The 20347-nt window shown below is 66.8% G+C and carries 16 protein-coding genes and 3 pseudogenes; 5 read left to right on the top strand and 14 right to left on the bottom strand.

The features are described from left to right. Positions 1-104: 104 nt before the first annotated feature. Complete coding sequence (locus OR16_RS02175; RefSeq protein ID WP_006156329.1) at positions 105-1040, bottom strand: LysR family transcriptional regulator; 936 nt, start codon at positions 1038-1040, stop codon at positions 105-107. Between the two features lie 104 nt (positions 1041-1144). On the opposite strand from OR16_RS02175, the pseudogene OR16_RS40710 reads away from it, so the two are divergent. After that, a pseudogene (locus OR16_RS40710) lies at positions 1145-1858 on the top strand (aldo/keto reductase); the annotation flags it as partial. A 21-nt stretch (positions 1859-1879) separates the two neighbouring features. Here OR16_RS40710 and OR16_RS02180 read toward each other — a convergent pair. Beyond that, positions 1880-3943, bottom strand: a pseudogene (locus tag OR16_RS02180) (TonB-dependent receptor family protein); the annotation flags it as partial. 268 nt (positions 3944-4211) lie between these two features. Then, positions 4212-6602 carry a 5-methyltetrahydropteroyltriglutamate--homocysteine S-methyltransferase gene (gene metE, locus OR16_RS02185; RefSeq protein WP_006156331.1) on the bottom strand — a complete coding sequence of 797 codons (2391 nt, stop codon included), beginning with the start codon at positions 6600-6602 and terminating at the stop codon, positions 4212-4214. 145 nt (positions 6603-6747) lie between these two features. Here metE and OR16_RS02190 point away from each other — a divergent pair, with 145 nt between their 5' ends. Then, positions 6748-7671 (top strand): LysR family transcriptional regulator, encoded by a 924-nt coding sequence (locus tag OR16_RS02190; RefSeq protein WP_006156332.1) that lies wholly within the window; start codon positions 6748-6750, stop codon positions 7669-7671. Between the two features lie 10 nt (positions 7672-7681). On the opposite strand, the gene OR16_RS02195 is transcribed toward OR16_RS02190, so the two are convergent. Continuing rightward, on the bottom strand, positions 7682-8608 hold the full coding sequence (locus OR16_RS02195) for a hypothetical protein (protein WP_006156333.1): 927 nt from the start codon (positions 8606-8608) through the stop codon (positions 7682-7684). Between the two features lie 80 nt (positions 8609-8688). Then, positions 8689-9675, bottom strand: a complete 987-nt coding sequence (locus OR16_RS02200; RefSeq protein ID WP_006156334.1) for an SPFH domain-containing protein — start codon at positions 9673-9675, stop codon at positions 8689-8691. 150 nt (positions 9676-9825) lie between these two features. On the opposite strand from OR16_RS02200, the gene OR16_RS02205 reads away from it, so the two are divergent. Beyond that, positions 9826-10539 (top strand): NUDIX hydrolase, encoded by a 714-nt coding sequence (locus tag OR16_RS02205; protein WP_006156335.1) that lies wholly within the window; start codon positions 9826-9828, stop codon positions 10537-10539. A 100-nt stretch (positions 10540-10639) separates the two neighbouring features. On the opposite strand, the gene OR16_RS02210 is transcribed toward OR16_RS02205, so the two are convergent. After that, positions 10640-10957: a hypothetical protein gene (locus OR16_RS02210; protein WP_043418110.1), complete on the bottom strand. Its 318-nt coding sequence runs from the start codon at positions 10955-10957 to the stop codon at positions 10640-10642. A gap of 178 nt (positions 10958-11135) precedes the next feature. Between OR16_RS02210 and OR16_RS02215 the strand changes: the two genes are divergently transcribed. After that, the gene (locus OR16_RS02215) at positions 11136-11606 is read left to right on the top strand and encodes an Lrp/AsnC family transcriptional regulator (RefSeq protein ID WP_006156337.1); all 471 of its coding nucleotides are present in this window, start codon (positions 11136-11138) and stop codon (positions 11604-11606) included. Positions 11607-11622: 16 nt separating this feature from the next. Here the strand turns inward: OR16_RS02215 and bluB are convergent, their stop codons facing one another. The 7 genes and pseudogenes from bluB to OR16_RS02240 all read right to left on the bottom strand — a co-directional run bounded on the left by bluB (position 11623) and on the right by OR16_RS02240 (position 17640). Further along, a complete protein-coding gene (bluB, locus tag OR16_RS02220) occupies positions 11623-12300 on the bottom strand; it encodes a 5,6-dimethylbenzimidazole synthase (RefSeq protein ID WP_050982864.1) in 678 nt (225 codons plus the stop codon). An 80-nt stretch (positions 12301-12380) separates the two neighbouring features. Beyond that, positions 12381-12554, bottom strand: a complete 174-nt coding sequence (locus OR16_RS40715) for a PIN domain-containing protein (protein ID WP_081488637.1) — start codon at positions 12552-12554, stop codon at positions 12381-12383. Beyond that, positions 12551-12796, bottom strand: a complete 246-nt coding sequence (locus tag OR16_RS40720; protein ID WP_006156339.1) for a FitA-like ribbon-helix-helix domain-containing protein — start codon at positions 12794-12796, stop codon at positions 12551-12553. Before OR16_RS40720 ends, OR16_RS40715 begins: the two co-directional genes overlap by 4 nt. 58 nt (positions 12797-12854) lie before the next feature. Further along, a complete protein-coding gene (locus OR16_RS02225) occupies positions 12855-13889 on the bottom strand; it encodes a trans-sulfuration enzyme family protein (protein ID WP_006156340.1) in 1035 nt (344 codons plus the stop codon). A gap of 115 nt (positions 13890-14004) precedes the next feature. Then, positions 14005-15012, bottom strand: a complete 1008-nt coding sequence (locus OR16_RS02230; protein WP_006156341.1) for a Bug family tripartite tricarboxylate transporter substrate binding protein — start codon at positions 15010-15012, stop codon at positions 14005-14007. A 257-nt stretch (positions 15013-15269) separates the two neighbouring features. Continuing rightward, positions 15270-16915, bottom strand: a pseudogene (locus tag OR16_RS02235) (rhodanese-like domain-containing protein). A gap of 137 nt (positions 16916-17052) precedes the next feature. Further along, a complete protein-coding gene (locus OR16_RS02240) occupies positions 17053-17640 on the bottom strand; it encodes a cysteine dioxygenase family protein (RefSeq protein WP_006156342.1) in 588 nt (195 codons plus the stop codon). Positions 17641-17777: 137 nt separating this feature from the next. On the opposite strand from OR16_RS02240, the gene OR16_RS02245 reads away from it, so the two are divergent. Continuing rightward, positions 17778-18659: a LysR substrate-binding domain-containing protein gene (locus OR16_RS02245; RefSeq protein WP_006156343.1), complete on the top strand. Its 882-nt coding sequence runs from the start codon at positions 17778-17780 to the stop codon at positions 18657-18659. A 32-nt stretch (positions 18660-18691) separates the two neighbouring features. On the opposite strand, the gene OR16_RS02250 is transcribed toward OR16_RS02245, so the two are convergent. After that, positions 18692-20248 (bottom strand): methyl-accepting chemotaxis protein, encoded by a 1557-nt coding sequence (locus OR16_RS02250; protein ID WP_006156344.1) that lies wholly within the window; start codon positions 20246-20248, stop codon positions 18692-18694. Positions 20249-20347: the final 99 nt, after the last annotated feature.

Here is a 20347-nt window from a genome sequence, read left to right on the forward strand (position 1 = left end):
TGAAGGAAATCGTAGAGGGCGTGACTGTTTTGATTAAGTCCTAAATCCAGCATTCGGTTTTGAACTGGATTCAGTAATGTGAAGAATCGACGGCCGGATGCGGCCTACGAAGCCGAGCGATGCTTCGATTTCGCTGTCTTGCGCGGCGGGTCTCGATACCGTAGCGCCTCGACGCTGATGCCCAGCGCCCCGGACGATTGTCGGCGGCTCGGATAGTACAGGTGGTAGCCGGTATAGGGCTGGCACCAATCGTCCAGCACGCGGACCAGACGTTCCTCGGCGATGTGCTCCGCCACCGCATCCTCGGGCACGAAGGCCAGTCCCTGCCCAGCTAGCGCTGCGCGCACGATGGGCGAAATACCGTTGTAGATCCACTGCCCGGTCACGCGCACCTTGAGTTCGCGCTTGCCCTTGCGGAAATCCCAGGCCATGAGTCCGCCGTGGGTGGGTAGGCGCAGGTTGATGCAGTTGTGCTCGGCCAGGTCGTGGGGTTTCTTCGGCTGGGTTCTGCCCGCGAAGTAGGCGGGCGAACCGACCACTGCGATGCGCATGTCGGAACTGATGCGAACCGCGATCATGTCCTTGGCGATCTCGTCGCCCAGACGCACACCCACGTCATAGCGTTCGGAGACGATATCCGTTCGGTTGTAGTCCACCGTTACCTCTACGGTGATGTCGGGATAGTCCGGCAAAACCTTGGACAGCTTGGGCCATATCAGGTACGTGGCGGGGAATTCCGCCGCCGTGATGCGGACCAGCCCCGATGGCTTCTTGCGCAACTCGCTCACCGCCGCCAGTTCGGTGTCGATGTCCTCGAAGTGCGGCGCAACATTGGACAGAAGCCGCTCGCCGGCTTCTGTCACGGATACGCTGCGCGTGGTCCGCGTCAGCAGGCGGACGTCCAAGCGTGCTTCGAGCGCGCGAATGGCATGGCTGAGCGCGGACGGAGACACGCCCAGTTGCGCAGCCGCGCGCGTGAAGCTCCCTTGCTGGGCCACCTGGATGAACGCTAGCAAGTCGTTGTAGCTGTCACGTGGCATTGTTGAATCCAATTCACAAGTTTTTGAAGAATTTAGCATCTAATCAGATGCCTAGATAGTGACTACATTGGAATCATCCGCAGCCGATTGAATAGGAACACACCATGCAACAAGTCACTTTAAACAATGGCGTCGTAATGCCGATCCTCGGCTACGGTGTCTTCCAGATTTCCGACCCGAAGGAATGCGAGCGCTGCGTGGCCGAGGCCGTCAGCACAGGATACCGTCTGATCGACACCGCGGCTTCCTACCTCAATGAAGAAGCGGTCGGCCGGGGTATCAAAAATGCCGGCGTGCCGCGTGCCGACCTTTTCGTGACCACGAAGTTGTGGGTGCAGGACACCGGGTACGAACGGACCCAGCAAGCCATCGACAGATCACTGCGCCGTCTGCAACTGGACTATCTGGACCTCTATCTCATCCACCAGCCGTTCGGTGATGTGCATGGGTCGTGGCGCGCGATGGAGGATGCCCTGAGGGCGGGCAAGGTGAGCGCGATCGGCGTCAGCAACTTCCACCCCGACAGGCTGATGGACATCATCGGCTTCAACCACGTCGTTCCGGCGGTGAACCAGGTCGAGGTCAATCCCTTCCACCAGCAGGAGGAAAGCGTGGCCTTCATGCGCGAGAACGGCGTGCAGGCTGAGGCCTGGGCGCCCTTTGCCGAGGGCCGCAACAACCTGTTCCAGAACGAAGCGCTGGTAGACATCGGTCGCAAGCACGGCCGATCGGTCGGCCAGGTCGTGCTGCGCTGGGTGGTGCAGCGCGGCATCGTAGCCCTCGCCAAGTCGGTGCGCAAGGAACGGATGCCGCCGAACCAGCTGGCGCCGGATCAGCAAGTAAAACACCGCGGTGTTGGCTGTGCGCGCGTCGGCCACGGTGCTGAAGTCGCTCACATAGCGTTTGTTGCCGAGATTGCGCGCATCCAGGAACACCGTCACGCCGCGCTGGAATTCGTAGCTGGCCTGCAGGCCGAACAGCATGTAGCCAGGCGTGCGCAGCGTGTTGGCGTAGTCGACATAGGCGCCGCCCGGCACCCAATCGATGGTCCCGGCAACGCGCAGCCCCGCCGCGCGGCTGTAGGCAACGGTGGTACGCAGCACGTGCTCGGGCACGCCGGCGATGCGGTTGTTGCGGTACTGCGGGTCGTTGTCGAAGCGGAAGTCGCTGTAGTTCCAGAGTTGCGACAGCGTGAGCTTGTCGCCCGAGCCAAACAGGTTCTGCAGCAAGTCGCCCGAGACGCCCAGTTCCACGCCTTGCAGCGTGGTGCGGTTGGCGTTGAAGGTGGCGGCCGGGATATTCGGGTTGGTGGTGAATTGCAGCAGTTGGTCCCGCACCAGCGAACGGTAGGCCGTCACGTCCCAGGAAAAACGCTCGCGCTTGCCCCGCGTGCCGAGCTCAAGCGTCCAGCCGCGCTGCGCGCTCAGCGGCACAAAGCGGGTGGTGGTGGCCATGGTCTGGCTCAGGTCGGAAAAGTCGGGTACGTCCGCGCTGCGCGTGATGTCGGCAAATGCCTGCACGGCGGGCACCGGCTCCCACAGCACGCCGAATTTCGGGTTCACGCCGCTGTAGGTGGCGCTGTCGGACTTGGCCGTGGGATTCGCCGGCAGGCCGCCGTAGTCCTGGTAGCGGCGGACATTGCGGTAGGCCTTGGCACCGGCCATCAGCGCGACGGTAGGGGTCACGTAAAGACGGTCTTCGAGATAGGCCTCGTAGTTGTACGCATCCTGAGCGGCGTTGAGCGTCTGCGCGCCGCGGTTGCCGGCGTTGTTGACGTACTGGCGCGCATCGTTGTTGCCGCCGAAGAAGCGCGCCCCGGCGATGAACTGGTTGCGCAGGCCGCCGATGGTCTGCGTGCCGGTGTAGCGCGGCGCGAAGCCGTAGGTCCAGTAGTCCTGGTCGATGACCTGGAAGATCGGGTGATACAGGCTCTTGTGGATGACCCAGGTGCTGAAATCGAGTTGGCCGCTGTCGAGCCTGACGCTGGTGACATTGGCCAAGCGTTCGGTGCGTGTGTTGCGCGCCTGGTCGCCGGACAGCGCGGCTGGCGCGGCCTTCTTCGGATTGTTCAGCGCATCGGTGAGCGACAGCGCGCCGGGCAATTGCTGATCGACGATATAGGCGCCCACGTAGAAACGGGTCTCCACCGCCGGGCTGAATCGATAGCCGAAGTTGGCGTTGAACTGCTCGTACTGGCCGCGCTCGTGCGCGCGGAATCCGTCCGAGTGGTTGACGCTCAGGTTGGCGAGCAGGTCGAAGGCGCCGATCTGGCGCGAGACCTGGCCACTGGCACGCGCCGTGCCGAAGCTGCCGCCATCGACGCGCACCTGGTTGGGCGCATCGGCGGTGAGCGCGGTCGGCGTGGTGAAGTTGATCGCGCCGCCCAGCGTGGTGCTGCCATAGGCCAGCCCATTGCCGCCCTTGTAGATTTCTGCCGCGCTCAGGCCAAGCGGGTCGATCTGGTAGTAGTCGCCGCTGCCGTCGGCAAAGTTGGTGGGAATGCCGTCCTGCAGGATCTCCAGGCCGCGCGCGTGATAGCCGCGCGCAACGCCCGAGCCGCGGATCGACAGGCGCAGTTCCTGGCCGTAGCGCTCCTGCACGTACACGCCGGGCGCATCCTTGAGCACGTCGCGCAGGTTGCTGGCATAGGTGTCGCTGTAGGATGCGGCGTCGACAAAGCCAACCGAGCCGGCTGTCTGGTCCAGCGCCTGTTGTTGCTGCTGCAAGTTCGGCGCGGTGAGCGAGCCGGGGGCCTTGGCCGTCACGGTCGCGGTAGGCAATGTGACTGATGCATCATGCGTGGCGGGCGCGCCAGCCTGTGCGAGCGCGGCGGTGGTGAGCGTGGTGAGGGCGGCGGCGGGCAGGGCAGCGGCGCGCTGCTTCCAGTGTCTGGCTTGTTTCATGATTTTCCTCGTGGCGCCTGGCCTGCGTTGGGCCGCGCCTTTTAACCGTGTTTGGATAGCCGCGTACGATACGGAGGGGGGCTTGGTGTGCGCTATGTGACACAGTGCCGCAACCTGCGTCCCGGGCAGTCTGTCCGTCGCGGTGCGGCGTTTTGCCGCTTTGCGCGCAAGGGAAAGCAAGACGGCCAACGGGCCGGCATGCGGTGCATGCCGGCCCGTTGGCTTGGCAGGGCTCGGTGGGGTTTGGCCGGACCCGGCAGGGTGCGGATCAGGCCGCCTGGCTAGCGCAATCGGCGCAACCCGCCGCGTGCGCGGCGCCATGGTGCGCCGCGCGTCCGCCCAGGCCAGCGCTGCGCGTGGTGCGTTGCCACGTGGTCGCGCTGTCCTTGCCGATCTGCTCGCGCAGGCTACGCGCGGCGGCGACCATATTGGCAAGCGCGGCTTCGGTTTCCGGCCACGCGCGCGTCTTCAGCCCACAGTCCGGATTGACCCACAGCCGTTGCGGCGGAATCACCTCGCAGGCGCGCTGCAGCAGGTGCGTGATGGCTTCCACGCTAGGCACGCGCGGCGAGTGGATGTCGTACACGCCCGGCCCGATCTCGTTGGGGTAGTCGAACTCGCCGAAGCCTTCCAGCAGTTCCATGGCGGAGCGCGACGTCTCGATGGTGATCACGTCGGCGTCCAGTGCGGCAATGGCGGGCAGGATGTCGTTGAACTCGGCGTAGCACATGTGGGTGTGGATCTGCGTTTCATCGGCCACCGAGGCGGCCGAGATCTTGAACGCATGTACGGCCCAGTCCAGGTAAGCGGCCCCCCAGTCGCCCTTGCGCAGCGGCAAGCCTTCGCGCAGCGCCGGCTCGTCGATCTGGATGATGCGGATGCCGGCCTGCTCCAGGTCCGAGACCTCGTCGCGGATCGCCAGCGCGAGTTGCAGCGTGGTGGTAGCGCGGGGCTGGTCATCGCGCACGAAGGACCACTGCAGCATGGTGACGGGGCCGGTGAGCATGCCCTTCATCGGACGGTCCGTCAGCGATTGCGCATAGCGCGTGGTTTCCACCGTCATCGGCTCGGGGCGGTACACGTCGCCGTAGATCACCGGCGGCTTGACGCAGCGCGAACCATAGCTTTGCACCCAGCCGTTCTCGGTGAAGGTGTAGCCGCACAGCTGCTCGCCGAAGTACTCGACCATGTCGTTGCGCTCGGCTTCGCCGTGCACCAGCACGTCCAGCCCGAGCGCTTCTTGCTTGCGCACGGCGGTCTCGATCTCGCCCCGGATACGTTGCAGGTAATCCAGCGCGCCGATGTCGCCGCGGCGGTAGGCCGCACGCGTCTGCCGGATCGCCGGCGTCTGCGGGAAGGAGCCAATGGTGGTGGTTGGCAGCGCCGGCAGCTGCAGCGCCTCGCGCTGGCGTTCGATGCGGATCGGGAACGGGCTCTTGCGTTCCGCCATGGCGGCGCTGAGCGCAGCTACGCGTGCCTGGACCTGCTGGTTGACCACGCGGCGCGAACCGCGGCGCGAAGCCAGGGCAGTGTCGGCCGCAGCCAGCCCGGCGGCCACCGCCGTCTCGCCTTCATTCAGGGCGCGGGCGAGCACGCTGACTTCGGCCAGCTTCTCGGTGGCAAAAGCCAGCCAGGTCTTGATTTCGGCATCGAGCTTGCGCTCGGCCTCTAGCGAGACCGGCACGTGCAGCAGCGAGCAGGACGGCGCGACCCACAGGCGCTCGCCCAGTTCCGCATGCAGCGGTGCCAGCATGGACAGCGCGCGGCGCAGGTCGGTGCGCCAGATGTTGCGGCCGTCGATCACACCGGCGGACAGCACCGCGCCGGCCGGCAGCACCTTGCGCCAGGCGTCGAGCTGCTGCGGTGCGCGCACCAGGTCGATGTGGAAGCCTTGCACGGGCAGGGCCGCGGCGCGCGCGGCGTGGTCGGCGGCGCTGTCGAAGTAGGTTGCCAGCAGCAGCTTCACGCCGGACCTGGCCAGTTCGGCATAGGCGGCGTCATAGGCGTCGAGCCATGCCGGCTCCAGGTCCAGGCACAGCGCGGGCTCGTCGATCTGCACCCATTCGATGCCGCGCGCACGCAGGCGGGACAGGATGCGGCCATAGGCGGCGGCCAGGCCCGGCAGCAGGCTCAGGCGGTCAAAGCCGTCCACGTGGGTCTTGGACAGGCACAGGTAGGTGAGCGGCCCGATCAGCACCGGCTTGGCGTTGAGGCCCAGCGCCAGCGCTTCTTCCACTTCGTCGAAGAACCAGTCCACGCCGCCGTCGAAACGGGTGTCGGGGCCGAGCTCCGGGACCAGGTAGTGGTAGTTGGTATCGAACCACTTGGTCATTTCCATGGCTGGCTGGGCCTTGTTGCCACGGGCCAGCTCGAAGTACTGCGCCAGGGTCAGCTGCTTCGGGTCGAAGCCGAAACGCGCGGGCAGGGCGCCGAGCAAGGCGCTCAGGCCCAGCACCTGATCGTAGTAGGCAAAGTCGCCCACCGCCACGCTGTCCAGCCCGGCTTGCGCTTGCAACTGCCAGTGGTGCTGGCGCAGCCCGGCTGCAACCTGGCGCAGGCTGGCCTCGTCCGTTTCGCCGCGCCAGAACGCTTCCTGGGCGAATTTCAGTTCGCGCTGGGCGCCGATGCGCGGAAATCCAGCGATATGAGTGCGTGCCATGCAGTGCTCCGTATTTGGAATGTGACGATGGCGCTCAGTGTGGAATCCAGCGTAAAATGAATCAAGCGATAAGATTTAATCAACGTATGAATAAATTTCATATCATGCCATCCAGGTGCCATTTTTCATATTCCAGGAGCGAGCCGTGATCGAAGTCAGGCACCTGCGCTCGCTGGTGGCGATTGCCGAGTCCGGCAAGCTCGCCACGGCCGCGGAGCGCGTGCACGTCAGCCAGTCGGCGCTGTCTCATCAAATCAAGGGCATCGAGGCGCACTACGGCTTGCCGCTGTTTGACCGCACCCGCCAGGGCCTGCGCTTCACGCCGGCCGGCGACCGCTTGCTGGCGCTGGCGCGCGAGACGCTGGCGGCCATCAGCACGGCCGAGCGCGACCTGGCCCGGCTCAAGGGCGACACGCGCGGTGAGCTGCGCATCGTGCTGGAGTGCCATACCTGCTTTGACTGGCTGATGCCCGTGATGGACGAGTTCCGCCGGCGCTGGCCGGAGGTGGAGGTGGACCTGGTGGCGGGCTTCCACGCCGACCCCCTGGCGCTGCTGGCCGAGGGCCGCACGGACATGGTGATCGGCTCGATGCCGCCGGCCAAGCGCGGCCTGGCGGTGGCGCCGCTGTTCCGCTTCGAGATCCTCGCGGTGATTGCCAACGAGCACCGGCTGCGCAACAAGCGCCGGATCGAGGCGGCCGACCTGGATGGCGAAACGCTCATCACCTATCCGGTGCCGGAGCAGCGCATCGACCTGATCCGCGAAGTGCTGGAGCCGGCCGGCATCAAGCTGCAGCGGCGCACCGCCGAGCTGACGGTGGCTGTGCTGCAACTGGTGGCCAGCCGCCGTGGCGTGGCCGCGCTGCCCAACTGGGGCGTGAAGAACTACGTCGACCACGATTACGTGCTGGCCAAGCGCATCGGTGCCAAGGGTTTGTGGAGCGAGCTCTATGCCACCACGCCGGCGCCGCTCGCGCAGCGGCCTTATGTGCGCGACTTTGTCTCGATCGTGCGCGATACCTGCGCGGCCGAGCTGGACGGGATCGAGCTGCTGCCCGAGGGCGAATAAGGGGGTGGCCCTACTGCACGAGCTGCCCGCTGCGCTCGGCCACGCCGATACGGGCTTCGGTGCCCGCGTTGAATTGCAGGAAATCCGCTTCGATGCCGTCGCTGAAGATCACGCCGGTTTCCGGCATCAGCGAGCGCAGCACGATCTGCTCGCCGCGCGGCACGTTGCCGTAGACCAGCGTGGCCTGGCTGGCGCGGCTCGGAAAAGGCTCGCGCACCGCAAACACCAGCCGGTCGGTATCCCACGGCAACGGTTGATACGCGGCCTCGCCGCCGCCGGGCTGCGCAATGGCGCGCGCGCCGGTCACGATGCTCTTGAGCCAGGCGGTGGACCCAAGTCCCGTGGAAACAATGACGCCGCTCGACGACTGCACCTCGCTTTGCGCGCCGAGCCGGATCTCGTAGCGCGCCGAGGTGTGGCTGCGCGGCCCGATGAAGAAGTCGTTGACCGCGTACAGAACCTGCTGGTCCGATAGTTCGGCGCGCGCCATGGTGACCGGGCGGGCGGGTCGGCGGTCCTGCGTGGCCTCGGCCAGCACGCGGGCCAGGTCGCCCACCTTGAAAGGCAGCAGCACGCCGTCGTGGCGCGCCGGATCCGGGTTCACGCCGAGCAGCGGCTGGCCGTTGAGGTACTTCATGGTGTTGGCGACCAGGCCGTCCTGGCCCAGCGCCACCACGATGTCTTCCGGGCCGAACAGGAAGTTGGGCAGGAACTGGCGGTCCACGACCTGCCTGCGCAGGTAGCGTGAAAGCACGGCGACCGCCTGTTCGCGCGCGGCAAGGTACGTATCGTGCTCGCGCTGGTAGTCGGTGATGTCCGCGCCCAGGTGCTCCAGGTAGAAACGTGCCTGCGCCAGCGAGTGGTAGCGCGCGAGCAGCTCTTCCAGCCGTGTCTTACGCGTCACCAGTATTACCTTGCGATCGGCGGTTGCACCCATTTTTCTGGTTCCTTCTTCTTGCAACTGCTTAATGCGGCTTAATGCGGCTTGTAGCCTCTTAAAGCTGCGTTGAACGTCGGTTATCTCGCGCGGCTGCTGGCAGGCGGTACAAGCAGCGACTGAAGCAGTTCCGGCGACATATTCAACTGCCCGATCTTCTCGGCCTTGTCGGCAATGCCGCCGAAGGCCTGCGCGATCAACTGGCCCGGCGCCATGCCGGATGCGGCCAGCGCCTGCACGATGCGCGCGTCGGCGCCCTGCAGCGCCTGCATGACGGCGCCCAGGCGGTGCGCCTCGGCCTCGGCGGTGGTGCGCGTGTTGTCGGCCTCCAAGCCCACGAATTCCTTGCGGCGTGCCTCCAGCGTGATCTGTGCCTCCATGGTGCTGGCCGCCAGCTCGGCCTGCTTCTTCTGCACCGCGGCTTCGGCTTCCATCTGGGTTTCGCGGATGGTGCGCTGCTTGAGCTCCACCGCGACTTCGGTGTCGAGCTCGCTTTCCTTGATGGCGCGCTCGTTTTCCACCGCGGCGTTGCGGCGGGCGTAGATCGCATCGTCGGCTGCCTTCAGGATCTGCTCGCGGACCTCGGCTTCCAGGGCCCGCGCGGTTTCGGCGCGGGGCTTCACGGCCACCATCGAGAACGACAGGACTTCCAGGCCGAGTGCCAGCACATCCGGATGCGCCTTGAGCGCGCTTTCGACCTGGCGCGCCATGCGGTCGGAGGCCTGCAGCGCGGAGCGCAGGGTTTCGGCGCTCACGGCCTGTTGCACCAGCACCTCCACCACGCCCTCGACGCGGGTGCGCAGGTTCTGCGGATCCTCGGAGATATAGTTGCGGCCGTCCGGCTTGAGCGCGAAATTGAGCATGGCGGCGGTCTTGCGCGGCTCGGTGATGCGGTAGGAGAGGTTGCCTTGCACGGTGACGGACTGGAAGTCGGTCGTGATCAGCTCGAAGATATACGGCAGGATCTGGCTGCCTACCGGCACCGCCACCAGGGAGGTGGTGGGCGCGTAGTAGTAGAACGACTGGCCGCTGCCTTCGCGGATGATCTTGCCGCTCTTCATCTGCATCAGATTTCCGTTGGTGGTTTGTGCTTGCCCGTGTCGGGTGGCAGGAATTAAGTGTGTCTGTACCACTAATATAAGTGTGGCTGAGACACTTGTCAATTTATAATCCGGCATGCACTGCCCGAACAGCCCGCTTCCAGGAATTCCCGCCCCATGACGAAACTCGCCATCACCCCATTCCCGCGCCCGCTGACCACCGTCGACGTGGTCATCCTGACCATCCGCGCCGGGGTGCTGCAAGCCCTGCTCGTGCAGCGCCCGCAACAGGCCGGCGAGCCGTTTCCCGGGCAATGGGCGCTGCCCGGCGGCTTTGTCGATATCGAACGGGACCAGGATCTGCGGGGCTGCGCGTTGCGCAAGCTGGCGGAGAAGACCGGGGTGAACAGCCCATATCTGGAGCAGGTAGGCAGTTGGGGCAGCGCCACGCGCGATCCGCGCGGATGGTCCACCACCCATGTCTATGTCGCCTTGCTGGCGGATGACACGCTGGCCCCGCAGAAGGGCGGCAATGCCGCCGACCTGCGCTGGGCGCCGGTGCAGGGCGATGGTGCGGGGATGCCGCTAGCTTTTGATCACGCCACGCTCTTGAGCGCGGCGCTCGGGCGGGTGCGGGGCAAGACCGAGTACACGTCGCTGCCCGCGCATCTGCTGCCTTGCGCCTTCACGCTAGGCGAACTGCAGCATGTCTACGAGATCGTGCTGGGCCGGCCTCTGGAGAAAAAGGCTTTCCGCACCCGCATGCTCGCCGCGGAGTTGCTGGAAGACCTTGGCGCGCAAAAGGAAACCGGGCGCCGCCCAGCCTCCTTGTACCGGTTGCGCGAGCAGGCCGGCCTGGTGTACTTCACGCGCAGCTTCGAGCAGCGCTGAATCAGGTGGGCGCGCTCACCGCGTTTAGCGTCGATCGGGAAGTGCAGCAGCGACGACAGCGGCGGGAGACGACGGGGCATGGCACATCCTTGGCAACGGCCTAGGCCAATTCCAGCGAAGATTCGGCCACCTCCGGCCGTGCCTCGGCACGTGCCGGCTGCGCGGCGCGCTCGCCCGGCGCCGCGATCTCGAAGACTTCCAGCACGTCCACGCCGTTTTCCAGGCGCCTGACGAACAAGTCCAGCCGGTCCGCATCTTCCGCGCCGACCGATAGCGTGAGCTGGTAGGGCGCGGCCGCTGGCCCGAAGCACAGGTCGATCAGGTGCAGGCCGGTGCGGCGGGCGTTGGCGAGCGTCCATTCGACGGCGCCGAAGAGGTCGGTGCGGTCCAGCCGCAGTGCGAGGTGCAAGGTTGACATGGTGTTGGCGGCAAGGTGATTGGGGGTTTGCTTTGTGGCCGGGAAGGCATGCGACAAATTTACCAGCGCCACCCCAGAATGGGCTTCTTTATTGCCTCCGTTTTTGACAAGATTGGAGATCAATTATCTAGTGATGTTAGAGTTGAAGGTGATTCCTTCCTAATCATCGGCAGAAGACATGGCAACCTCCCCAAAACTGGATGAAACTGACCGCCGCATCCTGCGCGCCCTGCGGCGCGACGGCAGGCTCTCCAACCTCAAGCTGGCCGAGCAGGTTGGCTTATCGCCCACGCCGTGCTGGAACCGCGTGCGCGCATTGGAAGAAAGCGGTGTGATCGAAGGCTATGCGGCCCTGCTGAACCAGAAGGCGCTCGGCTTGCCCGACACGGTGCTGATCGAGGTCACGCTGGACCGGCACGACGACGACATGCTGGATCGATTCGGCGAAGCGCTGGCCGAACTGCCGGAAGTGATGGAGGCGTACCTGCTCACCGGCGAGTACGACTACCTGATCAAGGTGGCGGTGGCGGGCACGCAAGGGTACGAGGAATTCCTGCGCCACAAGCTCTACAAGCTGCCAGGCTTGCGGCACAGCCATTCCACGTTCGTGCTGCGCTGCATGAAGCGGGAGCCATCAGTGGCGCCTTGAACGGCCCGATGGTGCTTCAGGTGTCCGGGCGGTCCCAGGTGTCCGTTGACATCAGATCCGCGAGCGGGCGGCCCTGGCGCCAGCCTTCCAGCTCCAGCATCGGCGCCGGGTAGAAGGCCTGCACGGGGCCGAGGCAAAGTATGGCGATAGGCTGGCCGCCCGGCGGCAACCGCAACAGCGCAGCCAGCGCATCGGGCGCGAACATCGAGACCCAGCCTAGCCCGAGATTCTCCACGCGCGCGGCCAGCCAGAGGTTTTCAATGGCGCAGGCCGCCGAGCACAGCGCCATCTCGCGCGGCATGGTGCGCCGGCCAAACACGGTGCCGTCATCCGGCGCCATCGCCACCACCAGCAGCTCGGCGCACTCGCGCACGCCCTCCACCTTCAGCCGCAGGAACTCGCCATCGCGCTCGCCCAGCGCCACGGCGGTCTTCTGCCGTTCGGCCTCGACCAGCGCGGCGATCTCGTCCCGCAAGGCGGGATCGGCGACGCGGATAAAGCGCCACGGCTGCATCAGCCCCACCGAAGGCGCGCTGTGGGCGGCGCTCAGCAGGCGCATCAGGACAGCCTCATCGACCGACGTGCCCGCGATGAAGTGCCGCATGTCGCGGCGCGATGCAATGAGACGGTAGAAGCTCTCTTGTTCCCCGGGCGAGAAAACGGCGGAGTGGCTTTCGGTCAAGGGTGCGGGCATTGCGGGGCGATAGGGGCAAAAGCCGGCATTGTATGCCTGCGCGAAGCGGCGGATCGCAAGGTGGGCTTGCCAGGGCACGGTCAGGACGTGGTGCTGAGTCTTTCCGCTCGGGCAATGCCATATAGAAGTTCGGCAACAGTCACCGCCGTAATCGCGTATTCATGTTGTGAGTGCAAGTCGAGCCAACGTACGACCGCTGGCTCAGGCTGGCCTCGCATGAATTCGGACACCATATTGGTATCAAGTACGATCATTCGGGTAGATCCGCAGCCCGCGGTAGTTCTTCGCGCGGAGGAAGCTCGAGCCTTGGATCGGACAGGCTTGCAAAGCGCTGGCGCAGTCGACTTCCAAATGCGCTGGCGCCAGGGGGTTTGTTCAGCGCACGTCGAAGAATGGCGCGAACTTCCTCTTCCATCGAGTGACCGTGCTGCGCGGCCTCCATGCGCAAACGCGCCTTGAGTTCCTCATCAACATTCCGGATGGTCAGTGTCGCCATATCAATCTCCTGTGCTAGCAATGCATGCAACGCTAGCACAAGGCTGCGACTTTGTTCATTACGCCGGATCCAGGCGCGCCTCCAAGGCCCGGCGGGCAACCCCTTCGCCGGCGGTTACCTCGAATCCCCGCGCGGCGTCCGGCGCCGCGGCGCGCAGCGAGAACGACAGCAGGCCATTGGTGCCGTGGCAGTCGCGCTGCCACAGTGCGTGGCCGGGGTCGCCGGGCAGGGCGGGGCAGAAGACTTCGGCCACTTCCGGGCGTGTGCGCAGCCAGTGCGCGACCACCAGCGCGCCGCGCTCGTGCTGGGACAGGCGCGCGCCGAGGGAGCGCATGCCGCGCTGGACCAGGTAGGCGTCGTCCGGGCTGACGGTGATGCCGAAGGCATCGGCCACCGAGGCGAGTGGGGCCCAGGCGGCCTCAAGGGTACAGACCGTGCCCATCATCACGTCCGAATGGCCGGACAGGTATTTGGTCGCGGCCATCAGGGAGATATCGGCGCCGAGCGCAAGGGGCTGGTACAGCAGGCCGGAGCCCCAGGTGTTGTCCGCCGCCACCAGCGCGCCGTGCCGGTGGGCGATCTCGGCGATGGCCGGCAGGTCGCACATTTCATAGGCTAGCGAGCCGGGCGCCTCCACGTACACCAGCCGGGTTTCGCGCCGTAGCCTGGCTTGCAGGTCGTGGCCATCGGCCGCGTAAAAGCTGGCTGCGATGCCGTGCTGCGCGAGAAAGCCTTCGGCCAGCTTGCGCACCGGCTCGTACACGCAGTCGGGCAGCAGCACGTGCTCGCCGGGGCGCAGGTAGGCCAGCAGCGTCATCGCGGCGGCTGCCAGCCCGCTGGGGAACAGGCGCGTGCGGTAGCCGCCTTCCAACTCGGTGACCATGTCTTCGAGCGCAAACGCCGTGGGATTGCCGCGCGCGCCGTAAGTGAACAGCCGTTCGCTGCCTCGCCGCGAGCGCATCTCGCGCATCTGCGCCACCGAGTCGAACAGCACGGTGCTCGCACGTACCACGGGCGGGTTGACGGGTTGCCCGCCATCCACGGCGCTGGTGCGGCCGGCGTGCGCGAGGTGGGTAAGGATGCTGTGCTTCATGGCTTGGCCTGGTGGGCGCCGCGCCCAAGGGCGCGGCTGGTGTGACAACGGTTGCAACAACTGGCGGCAGCAGGCAGCAGCAAGAGCCATGCCGCTTGTACCCGCTGCGCCTGGATCAGTCCACGCGGGCGCCGGAGAGCTTGACGATCTGCGACCAGCGCGCGATGTCGCCCTTGAGTTGCGCGGCGAACGCGTCCGGCTTGCTGCCCACCACGTCGCTGCCGCCTTCGTTGATCAGCTTCACCACCTCGGGCATCTGCAGCACCTGCAGGATGGCGCGGTTCAGGTAGGCGACGCGCTCGGGCGAGGTGCCGGCTGGCGCGAACACGCCATACCAGTCCTCGAAGCGCGCATTGCGATAGCCCAGTTCCTCCAGCGTCGGCACCTTGGCAAAGACGCCCAGGCGGCGCGGGCTGGTAACCGCCAGCGCGCGCATGCGCCCGGCCTGGATGAAGCCGGCCACCGAGGAGGTCGAGGTGATCAGCACATTCACCTGCCCGCCCAGCAGGTCGTTGATGGCCGGGCCTGCGCCCTTGTAGGGCACGTGCTGCAGGGCGATGCCGCTGTCCTTGTCCAGCACCACCCCGACCAGGTGAGAGAGCGTGCCATTGCCGGGCGTGGCAAAGGTGATCTTTTGCGGCTGGGCCTTGGCCTGCGTGGCCAGTTCGGCAAAGGTCTGCCACGGCGCGTTGGCCGCCACCACGATCGCCAGCGGCGCCGCATTGATTTGCGTGACCGGCATGAAGTTCTTGATCGGGTCGAAGCCAGGCGCGCTGTACAGCGTCGGGTTCACGGCCATGACCGACACCTGCGAGGTCAGCAGGGTGTAGCCGTCCGGCTTGGCCTCGGCCACGAAGCGCGTGCCGATATTGCCGCCGGCGCCGCCGCGGTTGTCGGTGACGGCGGTCTGCCCCAGCACTTCGCCGAGCCGCGTGGTGACGATGCGCGTGACGGCGTCGTTGCCCCCGCCGGCGGGAAATGGCGAGACGAAGCGCAGCGGCTGCGAAGGAAAGCCGCCAACTGGCGCAAGCGGCTGTGCGCTGGCGGGGGCGCCGGCCATGGCGAGGGTGGCGGTGACGACGGTGGCAAAGGTGCTGGTCAGGACTTGCTTGATGCGTGACATGAAAAACCCCTGTGTATGTAGAGAGATGTCAGAGCGAAGGGGGGCTGGGCAGGCTATTCGTTGCTGCCTCTTGCCCCTGTGTTCCCGGAATGCCGGGGCGTCCCCTTGGCGCTGCACCGTCGAGCCGGATGGGAATCGATGCCTCGCGACTCGCCTTGCCAGCCATGCGTACTGTTGCCCGCCGTGCCGGGCGGGAGGTGGCTGCGTGACGGGCTCGGTCGCTGATGGCGGGTCATGTTGGAAGCATGTTGTGCGGATCAGGCGAAGCGGAAGGTGGCCAGTTCCTGGGCGTCGAGCTGGCCGATCAGGTTGGTTTCCCAGGCCAGGTAGCGGCGCGCGGCTTCCTTGTTGCCGTCGTGACGGTCGTGGACGAAGAACAGGAAATCGATGCAGCGCGCATCGGGCAGGCCGCTCGCCGCCTCGCCATCCCCCATATCGCTTGCCAGCGCATGGCCCGCCGCCTGCCAGGCGCCTACGCCACCGGCGAGCAGCCTGACGTCGCTGTAGCCAAGCGCGGCGAGCTCGCCGGCGGCCAGCGTGGCCGTGCCCGGCTGGTCGGCCTCGCCGATGAGCACCAGTGGCGTATCGCGCGGCACGCCGGCGAGGTCGCGGGCGAACACCGGACGGATCGACCAGCGGCTGCCTGGCACGTGGCCGGCGCGATAGGCCATGCTGGCGCGCACGTCGAGCGCCAGCAGTTGCCGTTCGGCCAGGCCAGCCGCCAGCGCGGCGGCGTCGATGCCTGGCAATGCGCAGACGGGCGCCTCGGGGCCGGCGGGTGCGGCCAGGCCGCAGGCAAGCGCTGCCGCAAGGCCGCCTTCGAGCACCACGGCGTCATGGCCCATCTGGCGCAGCCAGCTCGCCACCACCGTGGCGCGCACGCCATCGGCATCGAGCAGCACAAGGCGCGCGCGCCGCACGCCTACGTATTGGTCGGTGGCCTGCATCAACTGGCCGCCGGGCGTGCTCTGGGCGCCGGGCACGGAGCCAGAAGCGTATTCCTCCGGTGTGCGCACGTCGCACAGGAAGGTGGTGCGCGAGCGGTCGTTCAGCCATGCGCCCGCCTCGGCGGCATCGACGTGCGGCACCGCGAAGCGCAGCGCCATGGCCTGCGCGGCGTCCCGGGCGGCGTCGAGCCCGGCGGGCGCGGCGCTGTCCGGATAGCGCCGCGTGCCGCCGTGCTCCAGCTTGTAATCGTTGAGGTACCAGCCCTGGGTGCCGTTCTCCAGCGCAAACACAGGGTTGGGCACGCCGAAGTTGATCAGCGTCTGCGCGCCGATGATGCTGCGGGTGCGCCCGGCGCAGTTGATCACGATGGGCGTGGCCGGGTCCGGCACCAGGTCGCGCAGCCGGTAAGCCAGCTCGCCGTTGGGCAGCAGATGGCGCCGGGGATATTCATCTTGCGGAATTCCGCCACGGGCCGGCCGTCGAGCACCACCGGGGCTTGATCGCCGGCCTGCATGGCCGCCAGCTCCGCGGCCGAGACACGCGGCGTGCCGTAATGGTGCTCGGCCAGTTCGCCGAAGGTCTTGGAGGGCACGTTGACGCCGGCAAACACCGCGTAGCCGGCGGCCTGCCAGCCCGGCACGCCGCCGTCCAGCACGTAGAGGCGGGTGTGGCCGAGGGCGGCCAAGGCCTGCGCGGCGCGCGCCGCCACGCCGTCGCCGTCGTCCGCCAGCACGATGCGCGCCGCGGCGTTGGGCGCCAGGCGGCCGATATCCAGTTCCAGCCGGCTAAAGGGGAGCGGCACAGCGTAGAAGGGATGGCCTTCGCCGTACTGGCCATGCTCGCGGATATCGAACAGGGCGATCTCGTCCTGGTCGTGCAGCCAGCCCTTCAGGGTGACGGGGTCGACCCGGGTATAGGGCTGGCGGGTGTTGGGCGTATCTAGGAGGGCGGGCATGCGTTTGTTCAGGCAAAAAGGGGGCCATACCTCCTGGCCGCACGCGGGCGGGAGGCAACGGGAAATGCGTTGGTCAGGGGCTTTGGCAGAAGCCGGGAGGTGCGGGCACTGACAGCGCTGCAACATCCCGGTGCTATTTAGCGGCGCGTCTTGACGCCCACGCTCATGGCCTGGCTGCGGCCGGTTTCGAGGTCGTAGGCGGTGCGGCCGGTCAGGGTTTCCAGCGCGCGGCCGTACATGTGCAGGTGGCGGATCACGGATTCGCCGCGGATCTCCACCGAGTGGATGTCGTCGGGCAGCAGCGCAATGCCCGAGCCCGGGCCCACTTCCACTGTATGCGAGTGCGCCAGCGTGCCTACGCCTGGCTTGCTGCCATCGTCGGTGCGCAGGTAGACGTCGTTGTACTCGGTGCCCACCACGCCGGCCACGCAGGCCCAGGTGGTGTGGTCGTGCGGGGGGATGCGCTTGCCGGGGCGCATCACGTTGAGGTACAGCGCGAAGGTCTGGTCGGGGTCTTCGGCGATCAGGTAGCGGGCCTGGCGCTCGCCTTCCTCGGGCGGGGCGAACTCGCTCTCTGCCCACAGTTGCGGCTTGGCCGCGAGCTGCTCCACCTGGCCCAGCACGCTGGCCAGCGATTCGCGGGTGACGCCGCCGCTAGCCACGATTTCCTTGATGGATTGAATCGTCTCACCGACGGCGGCCTGGCGTTGTTGTGCGATCGACATGTCTCTAGAATCCTTGCTGAGTCTTGATAGTTCTTGGTTTGCGGGGTGGTACATCACCTTGCATGGTTTCACTGTAATGAAGCCCGGCACCTGAAACCACTTAATCACTCATGAAAATACTTAAGCAAGTCTAATGAATGCGTAATCTCGATCTGGACCTCTTGCGCACCCTGGTGGCCATCGCCGACCACGGTACCTTTGGCGCCGCGGCCCAGCGGCTGCACCGCACCCAATCCGCCGTCACCCAGCAGATGCAGCGGCTGGAGGAGCAGGTGGCGCTGGTGCTGTTCGAGCGGCAGGGGCGCGGCAAGCAGCTCACGCGGCATGGCAACAAGCTGGTGGAATACGCGCGGCAATTGCTGAACCTGAACGACGAGGCGCTGCGCGTGCTGCGCGAGGGCGACCTGACGGGGTCGCTGCGGATCGGGGCGCCGCACGATGTGGCCGACACGATCCTGCCGCCGTTGCTGTCGCATATCGCGCGTGCGTCGCCCGCCTTGCGCCTGGAGATCCACGTGGGGCGCAGCCCCTTCCTGATGGAATCGCTGCGTGATGGAATCGCTGCGGCGGGGGAGATCGACCTGACCGTTTCCACCCGGGAAGACAACAGCCTGGACGGCCTGGTCTTGCGCACCTCACCCACGATCTGGGTTTGCGCGGCGGATTTTGCTTATGAGCATGGCAGCATGGTGCCACTGATCCTGGCCGACGAGCCCAGCCTGTTTCGCAAGCTGGCGCTGGATGCGCTAAAGGAGGCCGGCGTGCCCTGGCGTACGGCGTATTTCGCGCCGAGCCTGATCGGCATCAAGGCGGCGATCCGCGCCGGGTTGGGGATCACGGCGCGCAGCATCGACCTGCTGGGCGCCGACATGCGGGTGCTGGGGGATAAGGACGGGCTGCCCCGCCTGCCGGATGTGACGTACTACTTATGGGCGCGGCCCAATGCGGCCAACCCCGTCGCGCGGCAGGTGTTCTCCATGCTCAAGACCACCTTGCAGCGCGGCATCGCTGCCGTGTGAAGGTGGCTTGAGCGAGGGAGCGCCGCAGGCCCTCAGGCTGCCGGCGCGAGCCGGAAGGCACCCACCGCTTCGGCCAGCTGGCGCGCCTGCGCTTCGAGCGACCCGGCCGCGGCGGCGGCCTGCTCCACCAGCGCCGCGTTCTGCTGGGTGACTTCTTCCATCTGCGTCACCGCCTGGCTTACCTGCACGATGCCCGCGCTTTGCTCCAGCGACGCCGACGAGATGTCTTCCATGATCCGCGCCAGGCGGCCCACGGCGTCCACCGTCTCGCTCATGGTCTGGCCGGCCTGGGCGACGAGCACATTGCCCGCGCCAACCTTGCTGGCCGAGTCGTCGATCAGCGACTTGATCTCCCGTGCCGCGTTGGCGCTGCGCTGCGCCAGCGCGCGCACCTCGCCCGCCACTACGGCAAAGCCGCGGCCGGCCTCGCCCGCGCGCGCCGCTTCCACGGCGGCGTTGAGCGCCAGGATATTGGTCTGGAAGGCAATGCCGTCGATCACGCCGATGATGTCGGCGATCCGTCGCGAACTGCTGCTGATGTCGCCCATGGTCTGCACCACGCCGCGCACGTCGTCACCGCCGCGCGTGGCCAGGCGCGCCGCTTCGGCGGCCAGCGCGCTAGCCTGGCGCGCGCTTTCCGTGTTGTTGCTCACCGTGGAGGTGAGTTCCTCCATGCTGGCGGCGGTTTGCTCGAGCGACGCGGATTGCTGCTCGGTGCGCGAGGACAGGTCGGTATTGCCGGCGGCGATCTCGCGCGCGCCGATGTTGACCGAGTCCGAACTGGATCGTACCTGGCTGACCGTGCGCGTCAGCGCCACCTGCATGCGCGCCACGGCGGCGAGCACGCGGCCCACCTCGTTGTTGCCGGCGGCCGCGGCGGGATGGCTCAGGTCGCCCTGCGCCACGCGGTCGAGGTGCTCGGCGGCCGTGGCCAGAGGCGCCACGATAGCCGCGCGCAGCCCAAGGTGCACCGCCACGATCAGGCCCAGCGCGGCGGTGATACCAACCACCACGAGCCTTACCACCCACTGGTAGCGCGAGCTGCTGGTTTCGGTTTCCTGCCGCGCCAGCTGGCTCGCCTGTTCCTGGAAGCGCTCGAGGCCCACCGAATACTCGGCCCCGGAGGCGGTGATTTCCTTGTCATTGATCGCCGCGTAGGCGGCGGGGTCTCCCGCGCGCAAGGCGGCCAGGGCTCGCTCGACCGTGCCGCCATGCCGGCGCGCGGCATCCACAACCTGGCGGCGCTGGGCGTCGTCCTGGCCTTCCTGCACGGGCGCGGCCTCGAAGCGCTGCAACGCCTCGGCCGAGCGCTTGAGCGATTTGCCGGCGGCATCGAGCGCGCCGGCGTTGACTTCGGCGCCGCCCTCGCGAGCCGAGGCATAGGCGCGCGCGAGCGCCGAGCGCGCCCGGGTCATGTCCTTGTACGCATCGTTGAGCAGCAGGGCACTGGCGGAGAGTTGCCCCACGCGCCCGGTCGCCTGATCCGCGGCGCGCAGCGCGAGCACGCCAACACCCGCGCCGAACACGATCATGCATGCAAAGGTTACCAGGACTGCCAGCAGGGCAGTGCGCACGCTCAGGTTTTTCATCATGGTCTGGAACAGGGGGGATTGAGATCACTGGGCTAACGGACGGCTTTGCCGGGACTTGACCGAAGCTGGCGCGCGGCCGCATGAAAGTTTGCGCAA

Origin of the sequence: Cupriavidus basilensis OR16 (genome assembly GCF_000243095.1) — a bacterium.
GTDB classification, from domain to species: domain Bacteria; phylum Pseudomonadota; class Gammaproteobacteria; order Burkholderiales; family Burkholderiaceae; genus Cupriavidus; species Cupriavidus basilensis_D.